Annotated in this window: 26 protein-coding genes; 5 read left to right on the top strand and 21 right to left on the bottom strand. The window is 34.8% G+C overall.

What is annotated here, in order from left to right:
* Positions 1-90 precede the first annotated feature (90 nt).
* From GSH73_RS00635 to GSH73_RS00605, 7 genes are all read right to left on the bottom strand, one after another.
* Complete coding sequence (locus GSH73_RS00635) at positions 91-753, bottom strand: hypothetical protein (RefSeq protein WP_233432542.1); 663 nt, start codon at positions 751-753, stop codon at positions 91-93.
* A gap of 95 nt (positions 754-848) precedes the next feature.
* A complete protein-coding gene (locus tag GSH73_RS00630) occupies positions 849-1,526 on the bottom strand; it encodes a hypothetical protein (RefSeq protein ID WP_038068639.1) in 678 nt (225 codons plus the stop codon).
* Between the two features lie 71 nt (positions 1,527-1,597).
* Positions 1,598-2,740 carry a hypothetical protein gene (locus tag GSH73_RS00625; RefSeq protein WP_014757377.1) on the bottom strand — a complete coding sequence of 381 codons (1,143 nt, stop codon included), beginning with the start codon at positions 2,738-2,740 and terminating at the stop codon, positions 1,598-1,600.
* A gap of 347 nt (positions 2,741-3,087) precedes the next feature.
* Positions 3,088-3,420: a hypothetical protein gene (locus GSH73_RS00620; protein ID WP_014757378.1), complete on the bottom strand. Its 333-nt coding sequence runs from the start codon at positions 3,418-3,420 to the stop codon at positions 3,088-3,090.
* A gap of 22 nt (positions 3,421-3,442) precedes the next feature.
* The gene (locus GSH73_RS00615) at positions 3,443-4,063 is read right to left on the bottom strand and encodes a hypothetical protein (RefSeq protein ID WP_014757379.1); all 621 of its coding nucleotides are present in this window, start codon (positions 4,061-4,063) and stop codon (positions 3,443-3,445) included.
* Between the two features lie 410 nt (positions 4,064-4,473).
* Complete coding sequence (locus GSH73_RS00610) at positions 4,474-5,235, bottom strand: helix-turn-helix domain-containing protein (protein WP_014757380.1); 762 nt, start codon at positions 5,233-5,235, stop codon at positions 4,474-4,476.
* A 250-nt stretch (positions 5,236-5,485) separates the two neighbouring features.
* On the bottom strand, positions 5,486-6,046 hold the full coding sequence (locus GSH73_RS00605; RefSeq protein WP_233432543.1) for a VanZ family protein: 561 nt from the start codon (positions 6,044-6,046) through the stop codon (positions 5,486-5,488).
* A 275-nt stretch (positions 6,047-6,321) separates the two neighbouring features.
* Between GSH73_RS00605 and GSH73_RS00600 the strand changes: the two genes are divergently transcribed.
* Entirely contained in the window at positions 6,322-7,392 is a 1,071-nt protein-coding gene (locus tag GSH73_RS00600; RefSeq protein WP_014757382.1) for an ERCC4 domain-containing protein, read from the top strand.
* On the opposite strand, the gene GSH73_RS00595 is transcribed toward GSH73_RS00600, so the two are convergent.
* A complete protein-coding gene (locus GSH73_RS00595; RefSeq protein WP_014757383.1) occupies positions 7,343-7,474 on the bottom strand; it encodes a type II toxin-antitoxin system VapB family antitoxin in 132 nt (43 codons plus the stop codon). The two genes, GSH73_RS00600 and GSH73_RS00595, sit on opposite strands and share 50 nt — an antisense overlap.
* A gap of 169 nt (positions 7,475-7,643) precedes the next feature.
* Positions 7,644-8,000 (bottom strand): helix-turn-helix domain-containing protein, encoded by a 357-nt coding sequence (locus tag GSH73_RS00590; protein ID WP_014757384.1) that lies wholly within the window; start codon positions 7,998-8,000, stop codon positions 7,644-7,646.
* A gap of 160 nt (positions 8,001-8,160) precedes the next feature.
* On the opposite strand from GSH73_RS00590, the gene GSH73_RS00585 reads away from it, so the two are divergent.
* Entirely contained in the window at positions 8,161-8,775 is a 615-nt protein-coding gene (locus GSH73_RS00585; RefSeq protein WP_084214893.1) for a GGDEF domain-containing protein, read from the top strand.
* Between the two features lie 6 nt (positions 8,776-8,781).
* On the opposite strand, the gene rlmH is transcribed toward GSH73_RS00585, so the two are convergent.
* From rlmH to GSH73_RS00530, 11 genes are all read right to left on the bottom strand, one after another.
* Positions 8,782-9,261, bottom strand: coding sequence for a 23S rRNA (pseudouridine(1915)-N(3))-methyltransferase RlmH (gene rlmH, locus GSH73_RS00580; protein ID WP_014757386.1), 480 nt, complete (start codon positions 9,259-9,261; stop codon positions 8,782-8,784).
* Between the two features lie 13 nt (positions 9,262-9,274).
* Positions 9,275-9,442, bottom strand: coding sequence for a CxxH/CxxC protein (locus tag GSH73_RS00575; RefSeq protein ID WP_013789054.1), 168 nt, complete (start codon positions 9,440-9,442; stop codon positions 9,275-9,277).
* Between the two features lie 12 nt (positions 9,443-9,454).
* Positions 9,455-10,576 (bottom strand): S1C family serine protease, encoded by a 1,122-nt coding sequence (locus GSH73_RS00570; RefSeq protein WP_038068644.1) that lies wholly within the window; start codon positions 10,574-10,576, stop codon positions 9,455-9,457.
* Between the two features lie 80 nt (positions 10,577-10,656).
* Positions 10,657-11,907 (bottom strand): UDP-N-acetylglucosamine 1-carboxyvinyltransferase, encoded by a 1,251-nt coding sequence (gene murA / locus GSH73_RS00565; RefSeq protein ID WP_014757388.1) that lies wholly within the window; start codon positions 11,905-11,907, stop codon positions 10,657-10,659.
* Positions 11,908-12,030: 123 nt separating this feature from the next.
* Positions 12,031-12,849: a two-component system regulatory protein YycI gene (locus tag GSH73_RS00560; protein WP_014757389.1), complete on the bottom strand. Its 819-nt coding sequence runs from the start codon at positions 12,847-12,849 to the stop codon at positions 12,031-12,033.
* A 15-nt stretch (positions 12,850-12,864) separates the two neighbouring features.
* A complete protein-coding gene (locus GSH73_RS00555; RefSeq protein WP_014757390.1) occupies positions 12,865-14,109 on the bottom strand; it encodes a two-component system activity regulator YycH in 1,245 nt (414 codons plus the stop codon).
* A 12-nt stretch (positions 14,110-14,121) separates the two neighbouring features.
* Positions 14,122-14,517, bottom strand: a complete 396-nt coding sequence (locus tag GSH73_RS00550) for a hypothetical protein (protein ID WP_014757391.1) — start codon at positions 14,515-14,517, stop codon at positions 14,122-14,124.
* Between the two features lie 144 nt (positions 14,518-14,661).
* Complete coding sequence (locus GSH73_RS00545) at positions 14,662-16,359, bottom strand: ATP-binding protein (RefSeq protein ID WP_014757392.1); 1,698 nt, start codon at positions 16,357-16,359, stop codon at positions 14,662-14,664.
* Positions 16,349-17,044: a response regulator gene (locus GSH73_RS00540; protein ID WP_014757393.1), complete on the bottom strand. Its 696-nt coding sequence runs from the start codon at positions 17,042-17,044 to the stop codon at positions 16,349-16,351. Before GSH73_RS00540 ends, GSH73_RS00545 begins: the two co-directional genes overlap by 11 nt.
* A 6-nt stretch (positions 17,045-17,050) precedes the next feature.
* Positions 17,051-17,866, bottom strand: coding sequence for a peptidase MA family metallohydrolase (locus GSH73_RS00535; protein ID WP_014757394.1), 816 nt, complete (start codon positions 17,864-17,866; stop codon positions 17,051-17,053).
* 133 nt (positions 17,867-17,999) lie between these two features.
* Positions 18,000-19,238, bottom strand: a complete 1,239-nt coding sequence (locus GSH73_RS00530; protein ID WP_014757395.1) for a peptidoglycan DD-metalloendopeptidase family protein — start codon at positions 19,236-19,238, stop codon at positions 18,000-18,002.
* A gap of 181 nt (positions 19,239-19,419) precedes the next feature.
* Here GSH73_RS00530 and GSH73_RS00525 point away from each other — a divergent pair, with 181 nt between their 5' ends.
* Together GSH73_RS00525 and GSH73_RS00520 are read left to right on the top strand one after the other, a co-directional pair.
* Positions 19,420-20,391 (top strand): DnaD domain protein, encoded by a 972-nt coding sequence (locus GSH73_RS00525; RefSeq protein ID WP_014757396.1) that lies wholly within the window; start codon positions 19,420-19,422, stop codon positions 20,389-20,391.
* A gap of 31 nt (positions 20,392-20,422) precedes the next feature.
* The gene (locus GSH73_RS00520; protein ID WP_044984031.1) at positions 20,423-21,364 is read left to right on the top strand and encodes an ATP-binding protein; all 942 of its coding nucleotides are present in this window, start codon (positions 20,423-20,425) and stop codon (positions 21,362-21,364) included.
* Here the strand turns inward: GSH73_RS00520 and GSH73_RS00515 are convergent.
* Entirely contained in the window at positions 21,361-22,803 is a 1,443-nt protein-coding gene (locus GSH73_RS00515; protein ID WP_014757398.1) for a M1 family metallopeptidase, read from the bottom strand. The two genes, GSH73_RS00520 and GSH73_RS00515, sit on opposite strands and share 4 nt — an antisense overlap.
* 139 nt (positions 22,804-22,942) lie before the next feature.
* Between GSH73_RS00515 and ytaF the strand changes: the two genes are divergently transcribed.
* Entirely contained in the window at positions 22,943-23,554 is a 612-nt protein-coding gene (ytaF, locus tag GSH73_RS00510) for a sporulation membrane protein YtaF (protein ID WP_014757399.1), read from the top strand.
* The last annotated feature ends 111 nt before the right edge of the window (positions 23,555-23,665 follow it).

The following is a 23,665-nucleotide window of genomic DNA, read 5'->3' as shown; positions in this document are numbered from 1 at the left end:
GTAATTATTATATAATAGATAGATTTACTTTTGAATACTTCCTAAAAATTATGTTAGCACTATTTAGTTTAAAAACAAAATTCTTATATACTAATCCAAGGTGTATCTAAAGCCTAATTCTACTGTCTTTCTTAAATAATATCCATTTTCATCTGATTGAAAAACATTAAACCCAGACTTATTTAAGATACCTACCGTAAATATATTAGCTTTCATTTCTATCGTTGCAGTACCGCTTGCCTCAATTTCCTTCGAAGGAAAGAGGCCTGTTGTAGAAATCGCAGCCGCATGTGGATTTTTCAACTGCCAATCGCCATCATCGGCTTTCTCCCAGTACGTCTTATCAATGCTTTTTATCTGTCTTAAGCTGTCAGAATAAACCGTCAAAACCGCGTAAAGCCTCACTACGGCGGGATAATCTTTTCGTTCTTTGTAAATTGTAACTTTTGATGCTTTATTGGCAAAACCAGATACATTTAAAGGCTCTTCTTTTACGCCATAAGCTTCAATGAATTTTCCGCTATCTTTGTCATAAACTTCAATCCTTGAAAATCCATCGGAATCCAACTTTGACTCAGATATATTGACATTATCTCGTGACAAATCTATATGTCCATATTTCAATTTGATTGTCTTCGATGATATATTATCAACGTTTGTATTTTCGATATCTTTCTGTGTGTTGACTTTCGATAAATCAAAGGCTATGATGATAAACAAAGCCACAGCAATAAATACCAAAACGTATATCATTTTTCTCAATCATACCACCACCAAATATATATTGCCAATATAAAGACCCTCTGCATAAAGTGAAAGGCCTTTATATGTTTATCTTCGAATTGTTTTTATTTTAGTCTTACAGTAAAATCGCCTGATATGGGAAAGCTAATCTGTGGTCCATCATTTACAAAAGATATGTAGTAATTGTATGCGGGGTCCAAATTGTAAAATCTTGTTGTCCACCAGCCAGTATTAGAATTTGTTGAAAATTGATCCGAGCTCATTACAAATTTATTTGTACCGGCTTGATAAACATTAATGTGCCATAAAACATTAGCAGGATAATCAGCTCTTACATTCCAGTCTACATATAGCTGTGTGGAACCATTTGTGAAAAAATAGTAGTTTGAAAAAATCTCCGTGTTGACTCCACTAAAAGCACCATCATAAGGAAGATTTGTTCCTTTAGTCGGCCGACTAAGGGACATAAGATTAGCTGCATTTAAAGAAGTTACCTTTTGTGATGTCATCTTGGTGGTTTCAGAAGCCGGTTTAGAAATTTCTTCATTTGAAACAGTTATTTGATTACTGATTATATCTACATTTGAAGGGACTTGCCTTGGAGATGTCATTTTTGTAGTCTCAGACGATGGCTCAAGATTTTCTACATTTGGAGCGGCAATTTGTTTACTACCTGTATAAACACTTCCTCCTCGTAAAGCAAATGAAGTTCCACTTAGGCTTAAACTTAAGATTAGTATCAAGATTAAACATATTGATATTCGTATTGACTTTCTGTTCACTTTAATTTCACCCCTTTTCGGTATTAAAATATTTCGCAAACATCATCAGTCAATTTTTGTTTTATTATATGCTAATAACTTATGTCTTCCCGGCCTGGGAAGTACATCAAATCTGCACCAAATTCTTTGTACAGATTTTTACCTTTCACATCCATTGAAGATGCAACTTTTTTATCAGGGCCAATTACATCCCATCTATCATCGCTTTTTAGATGTATTGCACCTAATAGCTTATTATCTTTAAAGGCGCATATTAAAGGCTCTACATTTGTATCTGTACTTATAGGAAGGTTTAAAATCAACACATCTTTATACTTTCCAACAGGCGTTATATCCTTAGAATAGTCTGGCTTAAAACTTCCCTCTTTCACGATGCTTCTGCATTCTTTCGCAACATCATCAAGCAAAGTTGCTTTTCTTGTCTTAAGATCGACTTCACCTAAAGTTTTGAAACATTGGATGTAGTATTTAGAACCTACAAGCATTGTATTATTGGGACAAGGTGTATAAACAACGCCACCACCGGGAAGCCTTATTTCATCCCAGCTTATCTTGTCAATGTTGCCTACATTGCACTTAGCAACGTATATATTGGAATGTGTCTCAAATTGATAATCAAAGATAAATGTTATATCACCTGTTTTGCTGTCATAATCTATAAAGCATGGTTGATTATATTCACCTACTGTAATATCATTGCCTTTGTCATCCTTCGTTTTATACAGAAATGGTACATTCTTTTCCATTACATCGCTGCCATTGTGCAAGTACAATGTATAGTTTTTTACTTTTTTAATTGGTTCAGGATTGTCATCCAAATTCCCTTTAGCTTCAATGTCCTTGCCGTATACCATACCCACATCATTGCCTTTGACAAAATCTACTTTGTCTTTATATTCATCTGTTGGATAATACGTCTTCCTCAATACTATCCTGCCATCTCCATCCCAAAATAAAGGTGTGACAAAATTGGGATCTTCTGAGACATAGACCATCTTTTCAGTTAAATTTACTTTAGAATTATTCAAATCCCAATAAGCTAACATCGCCGAATGTTTATTACCTGGTTCATTTGTATATACCAAAAAAGGTATTTTTATCTCTCCAATGTCGCTTTTAGGGCTTTCTTTTTCTGTGACTTTAGTATTGTCTACAGTATAACAACCTGTAGCAATAAATATAAGTGTAAAGACCATCAAAAAAAATTTTTTCATAAAGAACAAAAACTCCTTCCTTAAAAATTCATATAAAGAAGAAGCAAAATAAGCTTCTTCTTTATATGAATTAAACACTCATTAATCCTAATTCCACAGAACATAATATTCATAGCCTGATACATTTGAGTAATTTACCTGATTCCTATCATTTGTATGTCCACTAAATTGCCTTGTTAAGGAGATTTCCAATTGATGATAAAAACAAACGACAAAAACAAAAGATTTAAAACCAGTACAACCAAAATGATAGATAACAACTATTTAAAGAATTTATCTAAACCCATTCACCTCAGTTCTTCCCAATATCGCCGTTTCGAGCAACGCTTACTCTTAGATCAACATACTCATCTTGTACTATGGAAAAAGCGTTTTTCCAAATCTTTTAATTTAGACCTTAAAATGCTTTCATCCATATGTTTTATCTCAGCAATCTCGCTAAATGTCATTAAAGACATATCTATACCCCAATGCATTTTTAATAATTCTTTTTCTTCCTCAGTAAACTCTTTTGTTATATCAACAAAATTTTCTTTGATAAATTTCAACAAGTTTTCAAATCTATCCTTTTCATATGGTTCTATTAGCTGCTCATCTTCAGTTATAACTATATTTTCTGCTTCAATACCATTTTCTATTTTTTGAAGCATTACTTTTTTCCTTCCACAACCCTTAATCACAACTACACACCGCCTACATTTTTCATGGCCAAATATGTATTTGGCTTGAGTACATAGTTCCTATAACTTCAGCATGTCCTGGTGCTGAAAGAACATAATAATTTCTACTCATATACGAGCCTATTGTTTTATCTAAATATAAATATAGAGGTGTATATATCGCAGTTCCCGTTCCATAATACGGTTTTTGAGTGGCTACTTGTTGCCAACTACTACCAAGCGCCCATAACAGACTCATAGTTAATTGAGCATTAATGGGGTAATCTGCTGTAACATCACCATTATAATATAAAATACCAGAACTTGTTAAAGTGACATAAGCGTCTACATACGCTACAACCGGAGTAATATCACTCGGAACAATTTCACTATTATTAAGTGAATCCAATTTGATATCATCGTCTTTAACGTTGCTGGTAGGTTCAGGCAATAGGCATACTTTCACGCAATTCATAGCTAGTATATTCTTGTCATTATAATAGCCAATAATCAATAAATTATTTTCATCAATAAAATTAAATTTAAGAACATCTATTTTTATTTTTTGTTTTTCTATTATATTATTTACTCTATTCATACTCAATTTTATTTGCTTCTCTATATCTTTATCTATCTTTTTTTCAAAATCATCCGGTATATTCAAAATTAGTGTACCATCCTTTTCTTGCAAAACATATTTCGATAATTCTTCAACAATTTGTGTTTGGTTATCTTCAACTGATACATTCGTTTTGTAGTTTTACTTTTGATGGATTTTTGTAAGAAGATTGGATAGCAGCAAAAGATGTAATACTAGCTGTTATAAATAAACATAGAGTTAATAATAACACTGCCAATTTTTTCATTTAAACCATCCTCTCATCATTTTTAATTTAAAGTAACAATTCAAGTTTTAAATATCACCTCCATTTTTTATTCGTTCTGACACTTTGCTGCTTTAAGTTATTCTGAAAAAATTGCCAGTCGATGGTTGATTTCATTATATGTTTCTTCCAAAATTGTGTCAACTGACCAAAAGTACTAATTTTTTTAGTACGAAAGTACTAAAGTATATTATATCAGATCCATCTTTGCCGCTTTATATATACAGTCCTTTACATTTTTCACGTTTAATATTTCAAAAATCTTGTTTTTATGGTATTTTACATTGCTTATTGATCTATTAATCATTTTTGCAATCTCTTCGTCCGTCTTTCCTTCCGCTGTCAGTTTCAAAATCTTTAGCTCTACTTCTTCCAATTTTTCTTTTATCATTTCTCTTTTAAGCAATATAAAATTGTATTCTGTATATTTTGCCATCAAAAACGCCGTAATCGCACATTCATCAGTAAGTCCATTCATACATGAAATATCAATTGCACCTGTCAATTGCCCTTTATTGTCAAAGACAGGTACAGCTATGCAGTCTATCTTCCTGAGGCACTTAAGATAATGTTCATTCTTTTTGACAAATGCAGCTTCTCTTTCATTTAAAGCGATCGATACTGCATTTATTCCTGCAAATTCTTCTTTCAACTGAACACCTATATTTAAACGAGGAAGACTACTTTTGTTATTCATAATCAAATCTATTATGATGCCATTTTCATCTGTCAATAGACATATATGACTTTTAAATTGTCCATCAATCTTAGATATTTCATAAACGCTTTTTCTAAAGGCTTTAATTAGCAACTTCCTCTCATCGGAAACGTAAAGATCTGATACAAGCATAAATGGCTCTGCATCTTGATTAAGTCCTCTTTTAATACACCTTCTCCATGCTTCATCAAACAAATGTTTATGAGTATCATATTTTATGACTTCATATTTCATCTCGATCTCCCTTATTACAATAAAGTTAAAATATTAACGACTTCTAAAATGTGGCAAATTTATTTTTGTATTTTTCTATAATCATATTTCTATAAAAATTTTTAAATTCCTTTTAATGTAACCAAAACTTAACATTTCTTAATAAATTCTTAATGTTTTTAATAAATTTTTTAATTTTTATCAATAATAAACAAGGGACAGATTAATATCTGCCCTTTGGAAATGATCATTAATTGCAAACCATATCTGATTATTCAATTTTATTTGCCCCATTATTTATATAGTCCGCCATAAAAGATACTTTTCTAATTCCTCTTTGAATCATAAACCCCAATATTAATCCAATAATATTCAATATGACATCATTGACATCAGATGTATGATTGGGATACTTTGTCAAATAATCAATAGTAAATTGAGCAATTTCTATAAATACTGAAACACACGAACCCAACAATAACGTATAATTAAATTTGTTCATATTTCTATATATTATCGGTACAAAAAAGCCAAGCGGTATGAAAAGTATAATATTCCCAACCACATTTTTTATAGCTATACTAATTGGTTGTGATCTCATAAGAATTATTATATCTTTCATAGGAACAATATTTACATCTGGAGTATAATTAGGCATAGGTGGATAAAATGTGATCGGAAAAAACACTATACTTATTAGTTCAATTGCATATATAATAACCCCTGCAATAAATATGGCTATAACAATGTTCTTTGTCGACTTAAATTGTTTTATAATTAGAGGAATGAAGAAAATAAACAAAATAGCTTTTAATCCTATCGGAAAATTCATTCCCAAAATAATTCATCTCCCGAATACAACTTGAATAATTTAGTATTTCTATGTATCTTAAAGCTCATTAATCATATTTTTCCTCTGAGAACTTACCGGTAATTCTCTTGACCTCATAATATATTCAATTCACAAATATGTCAACTGACCAAAAGTACTAATTTTTTTAGTACGAAAGTACTAAAACGGTATTTATTGTATGAAAAAAATTGCAATAACCTTCTCATTATAATAAAATAAATGTGTAATAAAATCATATTTAGGAAAGGGTCATTATGAGCGATCTTTTATGGGTACTTGAATCAACAAAAAATGATAAATTTCCATACAGGCTTAGCATCAAAAAAGGCGATACAGTGATTTTATCATTGTTTGTGCAGAATAAATGGCCTGGTGCAGGAAGTCAGATATTTTGCCTTAAAGATACCAATGAACAATCCAATGATTATGAAGTCATTGAGAAAGTACCAATTATATCAATTGATCGATATGGCAAGCGGTTATCTGTGGTCTTAGACCGCGGTGTAAATAAAAGGTGTGAATTTCTCTTTCTTAAAAAGAAATACAAAAATAAGGAAGGAGAATACGAACAGATATTTTGGAGGACACAGCAGGGCTTGAAGGAGCACAAGCCTCGTGTTAAATTGACTGCAAAAGGAAACAACAACCTTCACATATTGATTGATGCAAACGAAAAATACCCCTGGAAATTTACCAATTGCATTGTTGAAAAAGTACAGTTGCCAGCAGGTGATTACGCATTGTTTTACAATAATGAAATAGCGGCTGTCGTAGAAAGAAAAAGTTTTGAAAACTTTAGAGCCGACATCGCCAATTTGCCAATTTTACATCAGAAGCTGGGTGAATTGGAAAAATATAAGCATTCGGCACTTGTCATTGAAGCCAACTATTCAGATTACTTAAACCCTGACAAATTAAGCATTTATACGCCATCGTATATGGCAAAGGTGATAGCTGAGATTTTTGCATTTCATCCAAAATTTCAAATCATATTCGCCGGCAATAGAAAATTGGCTAATGAATGGACATTAAGGTTTTTTCAAGCCATTATATCGCACGAAAGCGAATATATACCTGATAGAGTCGCAGAAGGAATATCAGATTATCAAACGAAGAATGATTTTACAGGAGGAATTTACTTTGAGATTAGAAAAGAAATTCTTGAAAATATCAACGGAGATTTTACAATAAGCGATTTAAGAAATAGATTTGCTAATACCCCAGACTCTACAATCAGAAAGGTGCTAAATGACCTTAAAAAAGAAAGTTTGATAATTAGTCATGGCAGAGGTAAAGGCAGCATTTGGACAAAAGTACAATATTAACAATTTCTTTCTTTGTCTTTATCCCTGTTATCTTTAAGGCCTCTTTAATAAGTTCATCATCTATGACGATATTTGTCCGCATAATGATACACCTCCATATGTGTATTGTAATACACATTATGCTATTATGTTAATTGCACAAAAATATTTATAAAATCATTTATATTTGAGGGTTTTATAACATTATTATATGTTCAAATCCTTTAAAAGATAGCAAAAAATAAGATGCCAATGTAGTAACTGCATCTTAACTATTTTATATATGTAACCAAAAGTTTTAATATTTCTTCTGCAATTTTACGTTCCCTATCTGTGCATTTATTAAGCAATTCTATTAGTGCATCCTCTTTTTCTCCATCATTTTTATTTTCTACTTCTCTTATCCCAAATAAGAGATAATCTGTACTTACATGGAGGCTTTTTGCAATACGCACAAATGTCTTTAAACTCATTACTCTTTGAGCACGCTCTATATGCCCAATATACATAGCAGAAACACCTACTGCTTCTGCAAACTGCTCCCTTGTCAAGCCCATCCTTTCTCTTTCCGCTCTTATACGCATTCCTAATTCTTTTAAATCAAAATCACCATTCACCTTTTCATTCACTCAACTTCCACAAAAATTTAATACATATATATATATTATTCTGTATTACTGGTTTTATAAATAAACTAAAACGCACATATTTTTATTGCTTAATAGTTTACTTTTTTCTAGAATTGCCTTATAATTTTGTATAAAAGTGTGTAAGGGAAAGGTGATATAATTGAAAATTATAGATTTTTGTATCATTCTTTTATTATTTTTAATTACTCTGATTACCTACTATAGTATTGTTTTTATACTAATACAATTCTTTATCTGTATCATAATATGTATTTATACATATGTACTTAAAAGCAATGCAAGAATAGACAAGTTAACCAGCTTATACAACAGAAAATATTTCGACTATACTTTATCGGATGAATTAAAACGCTTAAAAGGCGGGACTAATTTGGCTCTTTTGATTTGTGATGTCGATAATTTTAAATTAATTAATGATACATATGGACATGTAACGGGTGACACTGTACTTGCAGAATTAGCAGATATTCTAAAAGTAAATATAAGAAGAAGTGATACTGCTTATCGTTATGGAGGAGAAGAGTTTGCTATAATTATGCCTAATACAAATTTCAATGAAGCAAAAGTTGCAGCAATGAGAATTAAAAACGCAGTAGAAAAACATTATTTTAAAACAAATGTTACTGTTACAGTTTCTGTAGGTGTGGCAGTCACACATTATAGAGTAAGTGCTATAGACATTATTATAATAGCTGATAAGGCACTGTACATAGCCAAAAAGCAAAAAAACATTGTTGTATGTTTAGAAATGTAAAAAACATCACTTGTGATATGCTTCACCCTTCATTATCTTAAATGCCCTGTAGATTTGCTCTACTAATATAAGCCGCATAAGCATATGTGGAAATGTCATCTTTGAAAATGACAGCTTCAAGTCCGACATGGATTTTATATCGTCGTGTAAACCTAAGGATCCTCCTATTACAAATGTAATATTAGAATTGCCCGCTGTCATGACATCTTCTATATAGCGGGCAAATTCCACCGAATCCATTTGTCTACCCTCTATGCAAAGGGAAATTATAAAGCTTCCTTTTCTAATCTTATCGATGATCTTAGAGCCTTCTTTCAATATAATGGCTTCTTTCTCTTTTTCGCTTAAACCTTCAGGAGCTTTTTCATCGTTTACTTCAATTATGTTTATATTGCAGTATGGCTTCAATCTTTTGACGTATTCTCGTATGCCATCTAATATAAATTTTTCTTTTATCTTTCCAACTGCAATTACGTCTATATTCAAAATTCTCCCTCCACTATACGACAAGGTACTTAGGAATGTCATCGCAAAAATCGCACTTATGAGGTGCCAACCAGTCAGTAAATGATACATCGTCAAGCATGTATATATCTGGCGGTTGCTCATATACATCTACAAACTCTTCAATGGCATCCTCCAAATGTTTTTCACAAACAACGTACATAGTAATTTCTCCTCATTTTCCTAACGTTATTGTAGTCATCCCGATATTCCCCGTCAATGTTCTGTATTTCACACTTACTTTGTCACCTATATTTCTCGAATATATTACAGTTTTAAGCTGCACCATTGTATCAACAGGTTTTCCATCGACCTCTAAAAGTATATATCCTTTTTTGATACCAGCCTTTTTTGCCGGCCCTGCAGGATCTATGTCAGCAACGTATATTCCCTCAGCTATAACCACATCGGCATTTATATAGCTGGCTATCTCTCTGTCATATCCCACTATTCCCAAATAAGGCGCTTTAAATGTACCTGTTGCAATCACTTTTTTTATTATAGGCTTTACAATATTGATTGGTATAGCGAAGCCCAATCCTTCTGCTGTCGTGACTTTCGCCGTATTGATGCCTATTGCGTTTCCTTGAGCATCTACTAAAGGGCCGCCGCTATTGCCAGGATTTATCGACGCATCTGTCTGTATCAAATCTTCCATGATTTTTTGTTTGTTATTTTCTTCTAATGGCAGGCTTCTGTTTAAAGCGCTTATTATGCCAGATGTCACTATCCTTTCAAAGCGAAGTCCCAAAGGATTGCCTATAGCTATCACTGTCTGGCCAACTTGTACTTTGTCTGAGTCTCCCAAAGGTATAGTTGGAAGATTTTTAGCGTTTATCTTGACAACCGAAAGATCCAATGTAGAGTCAGACCACAAAACTTTACCAGGCAGCGTACTTCCATCGCTTAAATAGATGGTAAGTTTCTTTGACTCAGGACTTGCCACATGGTTATTTGTAATAATGTACCCGTTTTTGTCCACAATAAATCCGGATCCTACGCCTTCTACCTGTTTTTCCAATATGTAATACTGCCTTTCATACTCGATAGACGATATCCCCACAACAGCTTGCGTGTCTTTTTTCGCCACAGCTTCTGCAATTGTAGAAGGCTCTGCTTTAGGTATTATAACTTCTTTTTTAAGCGGAGCAGTGTTTGTGTATGGTAAAGGTATCACCTTCCCCCAAAGAAATTTCGGTGCAATGTATGTAAAAATAAGTGAAGTAATTACAGCTATTACTATGACAGTCGTAAGATACGACGGCCTTTTTACGTTTCTATTGTCGCCGTTTTGCATCATATCACCTCACAATTATCATGTGTATTATGAGGTGATTTATTCTATATTTATGTACAAAAATAAGTCCTAATGAGGACTTATTCTACTCTCTTTATGTTTGCGCCTAATTTTTGCAGTTTTTTCTCAATCGACTCATATCCTCTGTCGATATGGTATATATTCTTAACCTCTGTAGTGCCACTGGCTGCAAGTCCAGCTATAACCATAGCAGCACCAGCCCTTAAATCAGTAGCTGTAAGCGGCGCACCAGTAAGCTTTTGAGTTCCTTCTATGACAGCTATGCGGCCTTCTACCTTTGCATTGACGCCCATTTTCTTAAGCTCATCTAAGTATTTAAACCTGCCTTCATACACATTTTCGGTGATAACGCTGACGCCATCTGCAAGAGCCAATAATACTGCTATCAGTTGTTGCATATCTGTAGGAAATCCTGGATACGGCTGCGTCTTAATGTCTACTCTTTTCAACCTTCCATCTGTCGTGACTCTCAGTTCTTCGTCATACTCCTCGATTTTCACGCCCATCTCAGACATCTTAGCGATTATTGACTCTAAGTGCTTCGGTATTATGCCTTTCACGATGACATCCCCATGTGTTGCTGCTGCAGCTACCATATACGTACCAGCTTCTATCTGATCAGGTATGACTGTATGTTTACAGCCATGAAGCTTGTCTACTCCGACGATTTTTATGGTATCTGTACCAGCACCTTTTATGTTGGCACCCATTGCATTTAGGAAATTTGCCACATCAACCACATGAGGTTCTTTCGCACAATTTTCAAGTATTGTAGTGCCTTCAGCTTTACAGGCAGCTAACATCAAATTTATAGTAGCACCTACGCTTACAACATCAAAATATATATGATTCCCCACTAACTTATCTGCTTTTACCCTTATTATTCCGTGTTCTATAGTCGTTTTTGCGCCCAATGCTTCAAATCCCTTTATGTGCTGATCAATTGGCCTCACGCCTATATTACATCCGCCAGGCATGGCTATAGCAGCCTCTTTAAACTTGCTTAAAAGTGCACCTATAAGGTAGTACGAAGCCCTCATCTGACTTGCCAATTCATGAGGAGGGCAAAATGAGTTGATGCCTGCCGGGTCTATCGTCATCTCGTGTTCTTTCTTGATGGTTTTCCCACCAAGATACTGAATCATTTTACTAAGCAATTCTATGTCGTTTATCTCCGGCAAATTGTCAATACTACTGGGAGTATCTGCTAAAAGAGCAGCAGGAAGTATGGCAACAGCAGAATTTTTCGCCCCACTAATCTCAACTGTTCCTTTAAGAGGTATTCCTCCATTTATAACAAACTTATCCACTGTTTAATCTTCCCTTCAACGAATCTAAAAAACTTCACAATCATACATATATACTTTAATACAATTTCAACAATTTTACAAGCGTTTTTGCAAAAACATCTTGCACAAAAGGAGAGGTAATTTTTACCTCTCCTCAAAGTTTCCCGTATACGCATTTATGTAGTACACCGTATTTTCCGTCGTTATCCTCCATGTAGGTATTGCTTCGCCGGTATCGGCATTTCTCCAGCTAAAAAAGTATACCGGCCTTATGTCTTTTACTACGATGCTTTTGCTGCCTTCATTTACATCTAAAAGCTTTAAAAGTGCACTTATTGGAGGTATGATCTCTTTTTTATCCTTCTCCTCTCTCAAAGGTATAAGCCATGTTGATTCAAAAGAAAATACATCTCCTGATATGACACCTTTCATGTAGCTTACATCGACGTTAATGCCATTGTATTTTTCCGTATACTCAACAGTGTATTTATCCCCATCCGTGTACTTCATTAAAGCAGAGTACTCCTCTTTAAGTTTTTTGTCATTTACAAAGGATATTATGTAGTTGAAAGCTTCATCGCTGTTCATTTTGGCAAACTTTTCGTCTTTGACCTGAAAATATAAAAAGCCGTTTTTAACTTCTAATGAGCCATTGCCAAAGCTGTAAAGTGAACCATCGCCATTTGACACGTACTTTAAACCTTTTAAAAAATTTTCATCTATGTACCCTTTGCTGTAGTTTTTAAGCTTTACCAAAAGCATAGGCATAGGCTTGTAATCATCAGGTATTTTAGCATTCACCACAATGTTGTTTTCTTTCAAAATCTCCCTCATTTTACTCATATCAGCAAAAGATGGAACAGAATTGTTAGTTTCTGCTATGCTTAAGTTTCCCATGTAAAGTATTAAATTTAGTACAGCAAATATAATAATCAAGATCGTTTTTGCCTTTGACCAGTCCATATTAAAACACCATCATCACATTATTTTCCCATCCAAAGCGCTGAAAAAATATTCATTTGTCTGTGTTTTTACATGCCACGCAGGTATAAGCTCATTGCCGTCAAAAACATATACCATACTTACAAACTGTACGCCATCTACTTTGTGGTCCTTTAAAAGTTTTCCTATATCATAAAATCCGCCATTGTATTCACCTGCGTAGTAAATATCCATATAGTTTACAATAGCAGATTTGATTGTCCCATTTGATACAGACACATATATTGGCTCTTTGATATCACCGTTTCTTAGTGCATACACAGGGTAATCATAATCGTAATTGAAGGCAAAGCTGTAATCTCCGCTACTGCCGTTGACGCCTGTCAAGTAAACATTTTTTTCATCTATGCCTAAGGCTTTTATGAATTCCACTGCTTTATCTAAAGACTCTACTCTGCCAAAAGTGAGTTTCGACGATGTGGTAGTTGTGTCAAAATACTCTATCAAACCATTTTTGTAAAGCCTCAATCCTCTTACACCATCAGTGTATATGTACGAACCACTGTTTTCTTTTATCTCTCGCACTACAGATATATTGACAAACACATTTTTGGTAATGGTCCTATATACTGTGTCATTTTCAAAGCCTCTATTTACATATCTTTTTAACGGAAAACTTTTCACCGTAAATGTGTTTTCACCATATACATCGCCTGTTGTAGTGATGGAATAATTCATAGAACTTTGAAATTGCTTATTTATAAGGCTTAAAAAATAGCTGGAATCTTTAAGATCTATGGCATAGTAGCTGCTGTAATCTGTGAAAATAATTTGAGGTTTTGCACCTAATTTTATGATCATCTCTTTTATCAAACTGTCTTGCCCTATTTTCAAGATAGGTGAATCACTTAATTTTAAAGCATTTTTAAGCAAGTCATCTGTTATGCCTTTTCCAAAATAAATATGTACAAAGTCGCCTTTGCGATTTAAGTCATTCTTTGAAAGTTGTGAAAGTGCTGTATCCTTAATCTCTTTTAATAGTTTTGTCGTATTCATCCAAACTGAATTTATATCGTTTGACGACGTTATATCCACAAATGTGCCGTTTGACTCTACAATCACGGAAGAAGGCCTCAATATATCAGAAATATCCACACTTACAGGTGTAGACTTCGTCATAAAAAAGCTTTTCTGAGGAAAAGATGTCCAAAGGGTATAACTAAAATAAAGGCTTGTAGAAACAAGCAATATGAGTACAGCAGTCTTAACATGCTCTTTCATAATCACACCGCTTTATTTAAAAAGCTTATTCCACAAGCCTTCCAGCGTATCAACCGTAATCTGGATAATGCCATTGTTGCTTTGCAATACTATATGACCTTTTATCACCTGCACCTGTCCATCTTTAACAGCCTTTAAAGTGACATAATTGTCCCCTAAAGCCAACGTTATAAGTTTAGCAAAAAGGCCAGTATCACCTATAACCCATTTGTCATTCAAATCATCGTTTAGTATAAGCTCCACGTAAGTATCTGGCTGCCCATTGCCTGATATGACAAAGTATTTGTTGTTTGTAGTGACATCGCTTATATCTGATTTGACAGTGATCAAATCATCAGCAAACCCGTAAGTCATAAAAAATGTCATAAACATCATCGTGGCAATAACAAGGGCTAAAACCTTTTTCAAAAGTACCACTCCTCATCATGAAATGACATGAATATATAAAATTTTACACATGATACCTAATATAACCATTATTTTATACTTTGATTATAGAGCATCATTATTACAACAATGTTACACAAATATTAAAATATAGTTACGGTTTGACTAATACTTAAGCTTTACGGTTACAGTAGTGCCTACTCCAAGTTCGCTTTCTATGTTTATCTCGCCTCCATGAGCAGTGACGATCTCCTTTGCAATGGCAAGGCCAAGCCCAGTACCTCCAAGCTCTCTTGATCTTCCCTTGTCAACTCTGTAAAATCTCTCAAATATCCTTGGAAGATCCTTTTTGGGTATTCCGATTCCATTGTCTGTCACAACTATATACGCACAATCGTCAAGGTACTTTGTAAAAACTCTCACATATCCACCAGGATTCGTATATTTTATGGAATTCGACACTATGTTTAAAATCACTTGTTCCATCTTGTCTTTATCTATGTTTACGCTTCTTACTTCTTCACCTGCGCAGAATAATAGCTTCTGGTTCTTCTTCTGGGCCTCTATCTTTATTTTGTACAGAACTTCCTCCACAAATTCATTGAGATTCGTCTCAGTTAAATTTAACTTTCCATTTGAATCCATCCTTGATAAGAGGAGGAGATCTTTCACAAGCCTCGTCATTCTGTCAACTTCTTTATCTATTATGTACAAAAATCTATTTCTCATTTCATCGTCAACGCCGTCATTTAGAAGAGTTTCTGTGTAGCTTTTTATTGTTGTAAGGGGAGTCCTCAATTCGTGGGAGACATTTGCCACAAACTCTTTTCTCATATTGTCAAGGTTTTGCTGCTCTGTTATGTCATGCAGCACAAAGACATTGCCATCTACGTTTTTGTCTACTTTTATAGGACTTACAAACGACTTTAAAATCTTGCCATTGCAGTATATAAGGCTTTCAGTATTCTTTAGCTGACCCTGGGCTATCTTCTCTAAAGGCTCATCCATGGTCAGCTTCTCTCCTATCATTTTTTCTGCAGCATCATTGAAAAGTATGACGCGATTTAAGTCATTTGTAGCAATTACTCCGTCTGACATGTAGCTTATTATGGCTTCCACTTTGCTTTTTTCATTTTCCATCTCTTTCAAAGTAGTCTTAAGCCTTTTTGACATGAAGTTAAACATGCTGCCAAGTTTGCCTATCTCATCATCAGATCTTATATTTATGTGTACGTCAAAATTCCCTTCTGCCATCTCTTTTGCGTACTTAGTCACTTCTTTTATGGGATCTGTGATGGTCTTTGCCAATATATATCCTAAGATTACGGTTATTATCACCGCTATAAATGTTGCGCTTAATAAGATGAAATTCACATCAGACAGTGTATCGTATACGTTTTTTAAAGAACCGCTTACATATACGACGCCTGATATCTTTCCATCGCTGTCTACTACAGGCATGGCGATACTTCTCAATTTGCCGTTTGAATTGTTGTCATTTGTGGTCTCCATTCCTTGTTTTCCAGACAATGCTTTTATGACTGCAGGTGTCAGCATCTTGCCTTTTTCACCAGTAGAACTGGCTAATATGTTGCCGTCTTTATCAAGTATGTACAAGTATTTTATGTACGCATTAGGACCTAAATACATGTTTATTATGTTGTCTAAACTTGCTTTGGAATTCATGTTGTCTTTCAATGTGAAGGCTATGCCTGTAGCTTGTGCTTCAATGTAGTTTTCGAAATTCGTCATGTGATAATTTTCTAATGACTTGAAAAGGTATACCCATATTATCTCCATCGCCACAAGTATCAAAAGCCCATATATGAGTATTATTTTCCACTGTATGCTTTTATAGTTCACTTTCTTCGCTAAAATAATAACCAACCCCTCTTTTGGTATGTATATACCTTGGGTTTGCCGGATCGTCCTCAATTTTTTCCCTAAGTCGCCTTATTGTCACATCCACCGTCCTTACATCGCCAAAGTATTCATAGCCCCAAACTTTTTCTAAAAGCATCTCCCGTGAAAATATAAGCCCTCGGTTGGCCACCAAAAACTTTAACAGGTCAAATTCTCTCGATGTAAGCTCGATAGGTTTTCCGTTTTTTTCTACTCTGTACTTTGACAAATCGATATTCAAATTGTTTACGCTTAAAACATTTGACATGGTTTCACCATTGCTTATGCCGCTCCTTCTTAAGTTGGCTTTCACCCTGGCAATAAGCTCCCTCATAGAAAAAGGTTTCGTCACATAGTCGTCAGCACCCAGTTCCAATCCTAACACTTTGTCTACTTCCTCTTCCTTTGCCGTAAGCATCAATATGGGTGTAGTCATAGTCTGCCTCAATATCCTTAAAACTGTAAAACCGTCCATTTTTGGAAGCATGACGTCAAGGAGGATAAGGTCAGGATTCTTTTCTTGCGCCATCTTAAGACCTTCCTCCCCATCGTATGCCTCTATCGTGCTGTACCCGTTTTTTTCTAAATTGTACTTCAAAATCTCCACAATTGGCTTTTCGTCGTCTACTATCAGGATTCTGCTCAAATGCCATCACCCCTTAACATTGTTGACAAATGTATCAAGCTTCAAGCCAGTCTCTTTGTAAAAGCTTGATTCTATGCTCATACCACTTCCCAGATCTCTAAGCATCTCTCTTATAGTCTCCATGCCAAATTTATCGCTTATGGCCTTTGTCACCTGAAAAGCTCTTTTATACGCCAACATCTCATCAAGAGAGTCAAAATTATTTTCTAATTGGTCAAAAGTATATGGTTCTCCGTTGTAACTTAAATCTTTTCCCCATTCGTATCCATCTTGCCTGTACTCCTCTAAAAGAGCTATTCCTTCTGTAAACCACGTGGGATAATTGCCTTTGGCAATATCGTCTACAACAAGATGCGTAAACTCATGCACAACAGGACCTTCGTATTGAAAAACTTTCGTCACATCCTGCCCTGAAGGTATCCAAAGGGCTGGGGATTCTATGCTTATTACGCCGTTTAAATATATTCCCATAGCATTTTCCCCTTTTGCAAGGGAAAAATCCTTATTCATCTCATCAGGATTGCTATAAACTATAATAATCGATTTATCTTTAGGAGCATATCCTAAATCTTTTGTAACACCATAATAATGCTTTTCAGCCGTATCTATGATAAGCGAAACGTATTTAGTATCCGAATCTTGATATCTGACTATAAAGTGTTTGCTTTCCTTAGTCTTAAAATTTTTTACACTTTCTTCAATCTTATCTTTGCCAATCACCTTATAAACTGGATATGCCTTTGTCAATATACTTTCATTAAACAATAAAGCCAATACAAAAGCAATAAAAACAATTGCCACAATGATTTTATTTTTCTTCACAGTGTATCACCTCACAAAATACTAAAAATATGTATATACTTAAATATATGAGGTAATACAATTACATTATAACCCAATGTCAGGCACAATGCAAAGTAAATTTAAGGAACAAAAAAGAGCCGTATTTCGGCTCTCATTTCAAGTACGTCATAGGATTTACTGGTACACCATTTTTTCTGACCTCAAAGTGGACATGTGGCCCTGTAGTATTTCCTGTCATGCCTACTAAGGCGATTTTCTCTCCTTTATAAACCTTATCGCCCTTTTTCACCAAAAGTTTATTGGCATGCCCATAATACGTCACATATCCGTTTCCATGATCGATCTCAACAAGGTTTCCATAGCCATTTTCCCATCCTGCAAATACGACTGTGCCTCCGTCTGCCGCATATATAGGATCATTTATAGACGCAGCTATATCTATTCCTGCGTGAAGTCTTCCCCATCTTTGCCCGTACCTGGACGTTATCACTATATGTCCTCGTATCGGATAATCAAGGGCGACTGTGGCTGAAATGGGCTTAGTCCCTACAGATACAATTTCGCTTACTGGTTCTTTTAGCACATCTTCGTTTATCACATCTTCTTCTGATATTTGCCCATTACAATATTTCAGAACTGCAGTAACTATTTTTACACCGTCTTCTCCATCTGCCACGACTTTCGAAGTGTTGATAAGCATATCGCCATCTTTTTGATAAACGGTTTCATGCGGAATATCATCCATATACACGACTTTTTTCTCTGATACTACCGTCAAAACAGGTTTAGGCTCTTTAACTTTTAAGATCTGTCCTTTAAAGATTGTAGCAGTAACTGTCGGATTTAATTTGTATATGTCGTCTAATGTTATGCCAAATTTTCTCGAGATTGACCAAAGAGTATCATGATCTTTTACCGTATAAGTCTCGGCATCATCACCCTCCAGATTTTTTAAAGCTTCTTCAACTGTCTCAATTTTAACTGCAGGGCTATCTACCCCCACCAGCTTCACATCATTTTTGAAATAAACTTTCATAAACCCGTTTTTGTACTTGTCAAGGATATCATTAAGTACCAATGATGCGTCTTCTCTATTCTTTAGCGTCACTGCATTTAAACCGTCAATCACAATCGCTGTAGGTCTATCGATGCGCAAGTTTTTATCACTTAAATTTTTTAAGTATCCATCAAATCTTCCTTGTTCTACGCCATATGCAAAGTGATTTAAACTATAACCTTCCATATTAGAAAATGCACTTTTGTCGATGCCAATGTAGGAAACTACGGCAAACAAAATCGTCAAAATGACAGTTAATATAAATCGCCTTTTAATTGAAACCTTTTTGATTAAGTTGCAACTAAAAGGGTTTGACTTATCTTCGTTATCCATCGTCTTCTCCTTTCATTTGCGCATAGATCGCATACAAAAATGCGTTATTATTTTTTGTTTTTTTGCAAATTTTATGCATGTAAAACTTAAAAAATAGACAAATTTGTCGTAATATATATTATATTCTTTTAAATTGATGGTTATGACACATCGTGTTATAATTAAACTTGAGGTGGTGTACATGAGCAGATGTAACTTTTCTAATGATTTTGATGATATGGGAAGCACCCCCGTTAGCAATTTTTTTATAAATCATTATATGTTGGAAGCACCAGGGGAATACGTAAAAGTATACCTTTTAGGACTTAAATATTCATATTACAACCAAAGCTTCTCAATGGAAGAAATGGCGGATAAACTTTTTATGTCAGAAGATGACATAGAAAAAGCTTTGAAATTCTGGGAAAGATCTGGCGTAATCAAGCTTAGGTATTCTGACAACGAATATTACATAGAATATCTTCCACTTGTCAAAAAATCTGATGATGTACACACATTGTCGATTGACGACACTGAAGTCAAGCAGATGTTCGAGACAGTAGAAAAGATGATAGGCAGGCCTCTTTCGCCAACTGAGATGAACACCTACTTAAGCTGGGTAGATGAATATGGATTTTCTCTGGAGATTTTGACGATGCTTATAAGTTATTGCGTTTCGAAAAACAAGACGTCTCTTAAGTACATGGAAAAAGTAGCAATTGCATGGCACGACGCAGGACTTAAGACAGCGCTTGACGTAGAAGCATACTTAAAATCAGAAAGCGAAAAATGGCTGCGGTACAAAAAAATCTTAAGAGCACTGGGACTAAAAGATGATGATGTGATGGAAGCCCACAAAGCCATGATGGACAGATGGATGGACGATCTCGGCTTTGATGTGGATGTCATTATAAAAGCGTGCGACGAATGCGTCTTGAAGATAAATGAACCCAGTTTTCCGTACATCAATCAAATACTCATCAATTGGTACAATGATGGCATAAGAACCGTAAATGACTTAGACAAAACAAAGAGAAAGCCCTACACCAAAAAGACTGCTCCTAACTACAAAGTCCCTAAAAATTACTTCAACGGATACTCTCAAAGGACATACGATGTAGACGAACTGGAAAAGAAGCTTTTAGCCCATTCAAGAGGTGAATTTGGTGAATAATTTGGTTCAAGAGGTTTTAAGAGAATACGACATGTTAAGGGACAAGTCTTTAAAGGAAGCCCTCAGTAGGCGCCAAGAAGTGTACAGAAAAATACCGCAGATATCTCAAATAGACGATAAAATAAAAGAAATCGGCATCGAAATATCAAAAGCCATTTTTCTAAACCCTCAAAATCAAAAAGAATTTTTAGAAAGTCTCCGGCATAAGCTTATGCACTTAAAGAGAGAAAAATCTGAGCTTCTTAAGCTTAATGGTTACCCTGAGACGTACATGGAGCAAGAATATGAATGCAATACCTGCAAAGACACAGGTTTTGTAAACAACAAAAGGTGCCGGTGCTTCGAGCAAAAACTTATCAATTTGTACTACAAGCAATCCAGCATAGAAGAAATCACTAAGACAGAAAACTTTGACAACTTCGACTATCATTTATACTCAGACAAACCATACAAAGGAAAAATGTCTCCAAGGGAAAATATCAGAAGCATAGTAGAAGTGGCAAAGGATTTTATCAACTACTTTGATGAGGAGAAGGAAAGCCTGTTTTTTTACGGGGACTCTGGACTTGGCAAGACTTTTCTTTCTCACTGCGTGGCAAAGGAGCTTTTAGATAAAGGCAAAGTAGTCCTATACAGAACAGCTCCAGACCTTGTGGAGGGATTAAGGCTTAATAAGCTGAATTCAGACAATGATTCGTACTACGAATATACAGATTTGCTTAGAGAATGCGACTTGCTCATAATAGATGACCTGGGGACTGAACCTATCACACCATTCAGCCTCCAGGAAATCTTCAGCATCGTCAATGCAAGGCTTTTGGCCAATAAGAAATTCATAATATCCACAAACTTGCCATTATCCGAAGTAATGAATATATACCCAGAAAGACTGTGCTCGAGAATACTTGGGAATTTTAAACTTCTAAACTTCTACGGAGAAGACATAAGGATTAAAAGAAAAACTATAAATTAGTCAAGCCACTCTTCAAAAAATCCTCCTGTATCCTTTCCAGTCACACTGTCCACTACGTCTATAAGGTTCTGCGTAGTGGCATTTTTATATTTGTACTCTGAATAGTACTTATCCAAGACTTCTTTAAACTTTTCATCCCCTATAAGGCTTCTAAGCTCATTAAATACCATGGCGCCTTTGTTGTACACGATATTAGTGTAATCATTCCAATCTTTAAACTGCCCTAATGTCTTCACCATTGCATCATCTTTATTGGTTTTGGAAAACTTATAAAACTCTCCTGAGATTATAGACTTAAATACTGCATCTGCAGTGGCCTTTCCGTAATACCGCTCAATGTACATTATCGTCGTATACTCTGTAAGCCCTTCGTCAAGCCACGCTTCCCTTACCTCATTATTCCCAACGACGCCATACCACCACTGGTGAGCTGTCTCATGTGCTATAACGTATTCCAAATTAAACAAATTGTCTTTTGAATAGAGATCTTTTGATATAAACACTAAATTTGGATATTCCATTCCACCCATGTAAAAATCCGATTCTACTACGCTGTACTCTTTGTACGGATACTTGCCTATGTAACTATTGTAAAATCTTATGGCATCCTGTGCGTACTTCAAGGCTTTTAACCCTGAATCTTCATCAAAATAATATGACTTAACTCTTATGCCATCAACATCTCCTTCCGCCACTTTAAATTTAGAACTCATGACGACAGCAAAATCTCTCACATTTGGAGCATCTATAGTTAATACATTCATATCTCCCTGTCTTATCTTAGACGTGACGACACCTGTTGTTGCCACTTCCATTCCTTTCGGCACAGCAAGCTTTACTCTATAATTTGACACATCGCTGTAAAATGGATCACCTAAGGCGTAATAGGGGTCATTGTTCCAACCGTTTTGGTCGTATACTGACAAAATCGGGTAAAAATTTGTCACCTGAATGGTATTGTTGCCATAGCCAAATCTACCGCAAGATGGAGGAATCTGAACTTTAAAGTCTATAGTGAAGCTTATCCTATCGCCTTTTCCCAGTTTTTTAGGAAGAAGTATTTTTAAAATCTCACCTGTTTTTTGATCGATGCTATATGTAGCTTTTTCATTTTTGCCAAAAGTCACGTCGTTTATCTCTATATACCCTGGCTTAAATCCATTTGGATATGCTAATCCCATCTCTTCTTTTGTAAATGGAACCTTACTTTTATCTTTAAATGCGTTAGGATACAAATGCATGTAAACCTCGCTTAAATTCACATCATCTGTGTTTATAAAGTCTACTGCTTCTGTTCCTATTATAGTCTTATCTTTATCATTGTACTTAAGATCCATATTGTACACCGTCCTGTTGCTGTTTTTTATAGGCGCAAAATAGATGAGAAGCCCAATGGCAGCAACAAGGATTACCAGCCATATATATTTTTTGCTTTTCATTAAATCAGCTCCCCCATATTATTGTTCACTATATATTAATACGAAACCACAAATATTAGAACATAATTTGCTTAAGCAAAACACATATTTACTTTCTCAACATATATTGATTATGAATCTAAAATAGGGGGGACAAAGAATGCACTTCATTTATTCACTGTTCATCGCTTTAGCCAACAATGTAGACAATATAAGCGTTAGAATAGCTTACAGCGTAAGAGGAATAAAAATCACCGCAGTAAAAAATTTGTGGATATCCCTGATAACATTTATAATATCATCCATAGCGGCCATATCCGGCAGCATAATATCTGGGCTGTTTAGTAAGCACATAAGTTCCATATTAAGCATGATACTCTTTATCTCTATAGGACTTTGGATAGCAATTGAGCCGTATTTCAAAAAAAATAGCGATAGCCATTATGATATAGACGATAAAGCAAAAAACATATACGACATATTGAAAAAGCCTGAAAAAGCCGATGTGGACGATTCTAAAGATATAGACTTCAAAGAAGCTACACTTCTCGGCATTGCTCTATCTATAAACAATATTGGAGGCGGATTAAGCGCTGGCATGATAGGCCTTAACTCTTTTTTTATAGGCTTTCTGTCTGCTCTTATAAGTTTTATCGCCTTGTGGATTGGAAATTATGTGACAGACTTTTTGAATAGATGGAACTTTAGAAAAAAAGCGACAGTGATTGCCGGCCTTATATTGATACTAATAGGCATAAAACAGATAATATAATCCTTATAAAAGGCATCAACAACGATGCCTTTTAAATTTTGCCATGATTAACAATTGCATAATAAACTTTTAACATATTTTACATAGATATAATATCCACTTAACACAAAA

This window comes from Thermoanaerobacterium aotearoense, from assembly GCF_009905255.1.
Classification (GTDB): Bacteria; Bacillota; Thermoanaerobacteria; order Thermoanaerobacterales; family Thermoanaerobacteraceae; genus Thermoanaerobacterium; species Thermoanaerobacterium aotearoense.
Note: the sequence above shows the minus strand (reverse complement) of the source record. Positions and strands in the feature narration are given on the sequence as shown.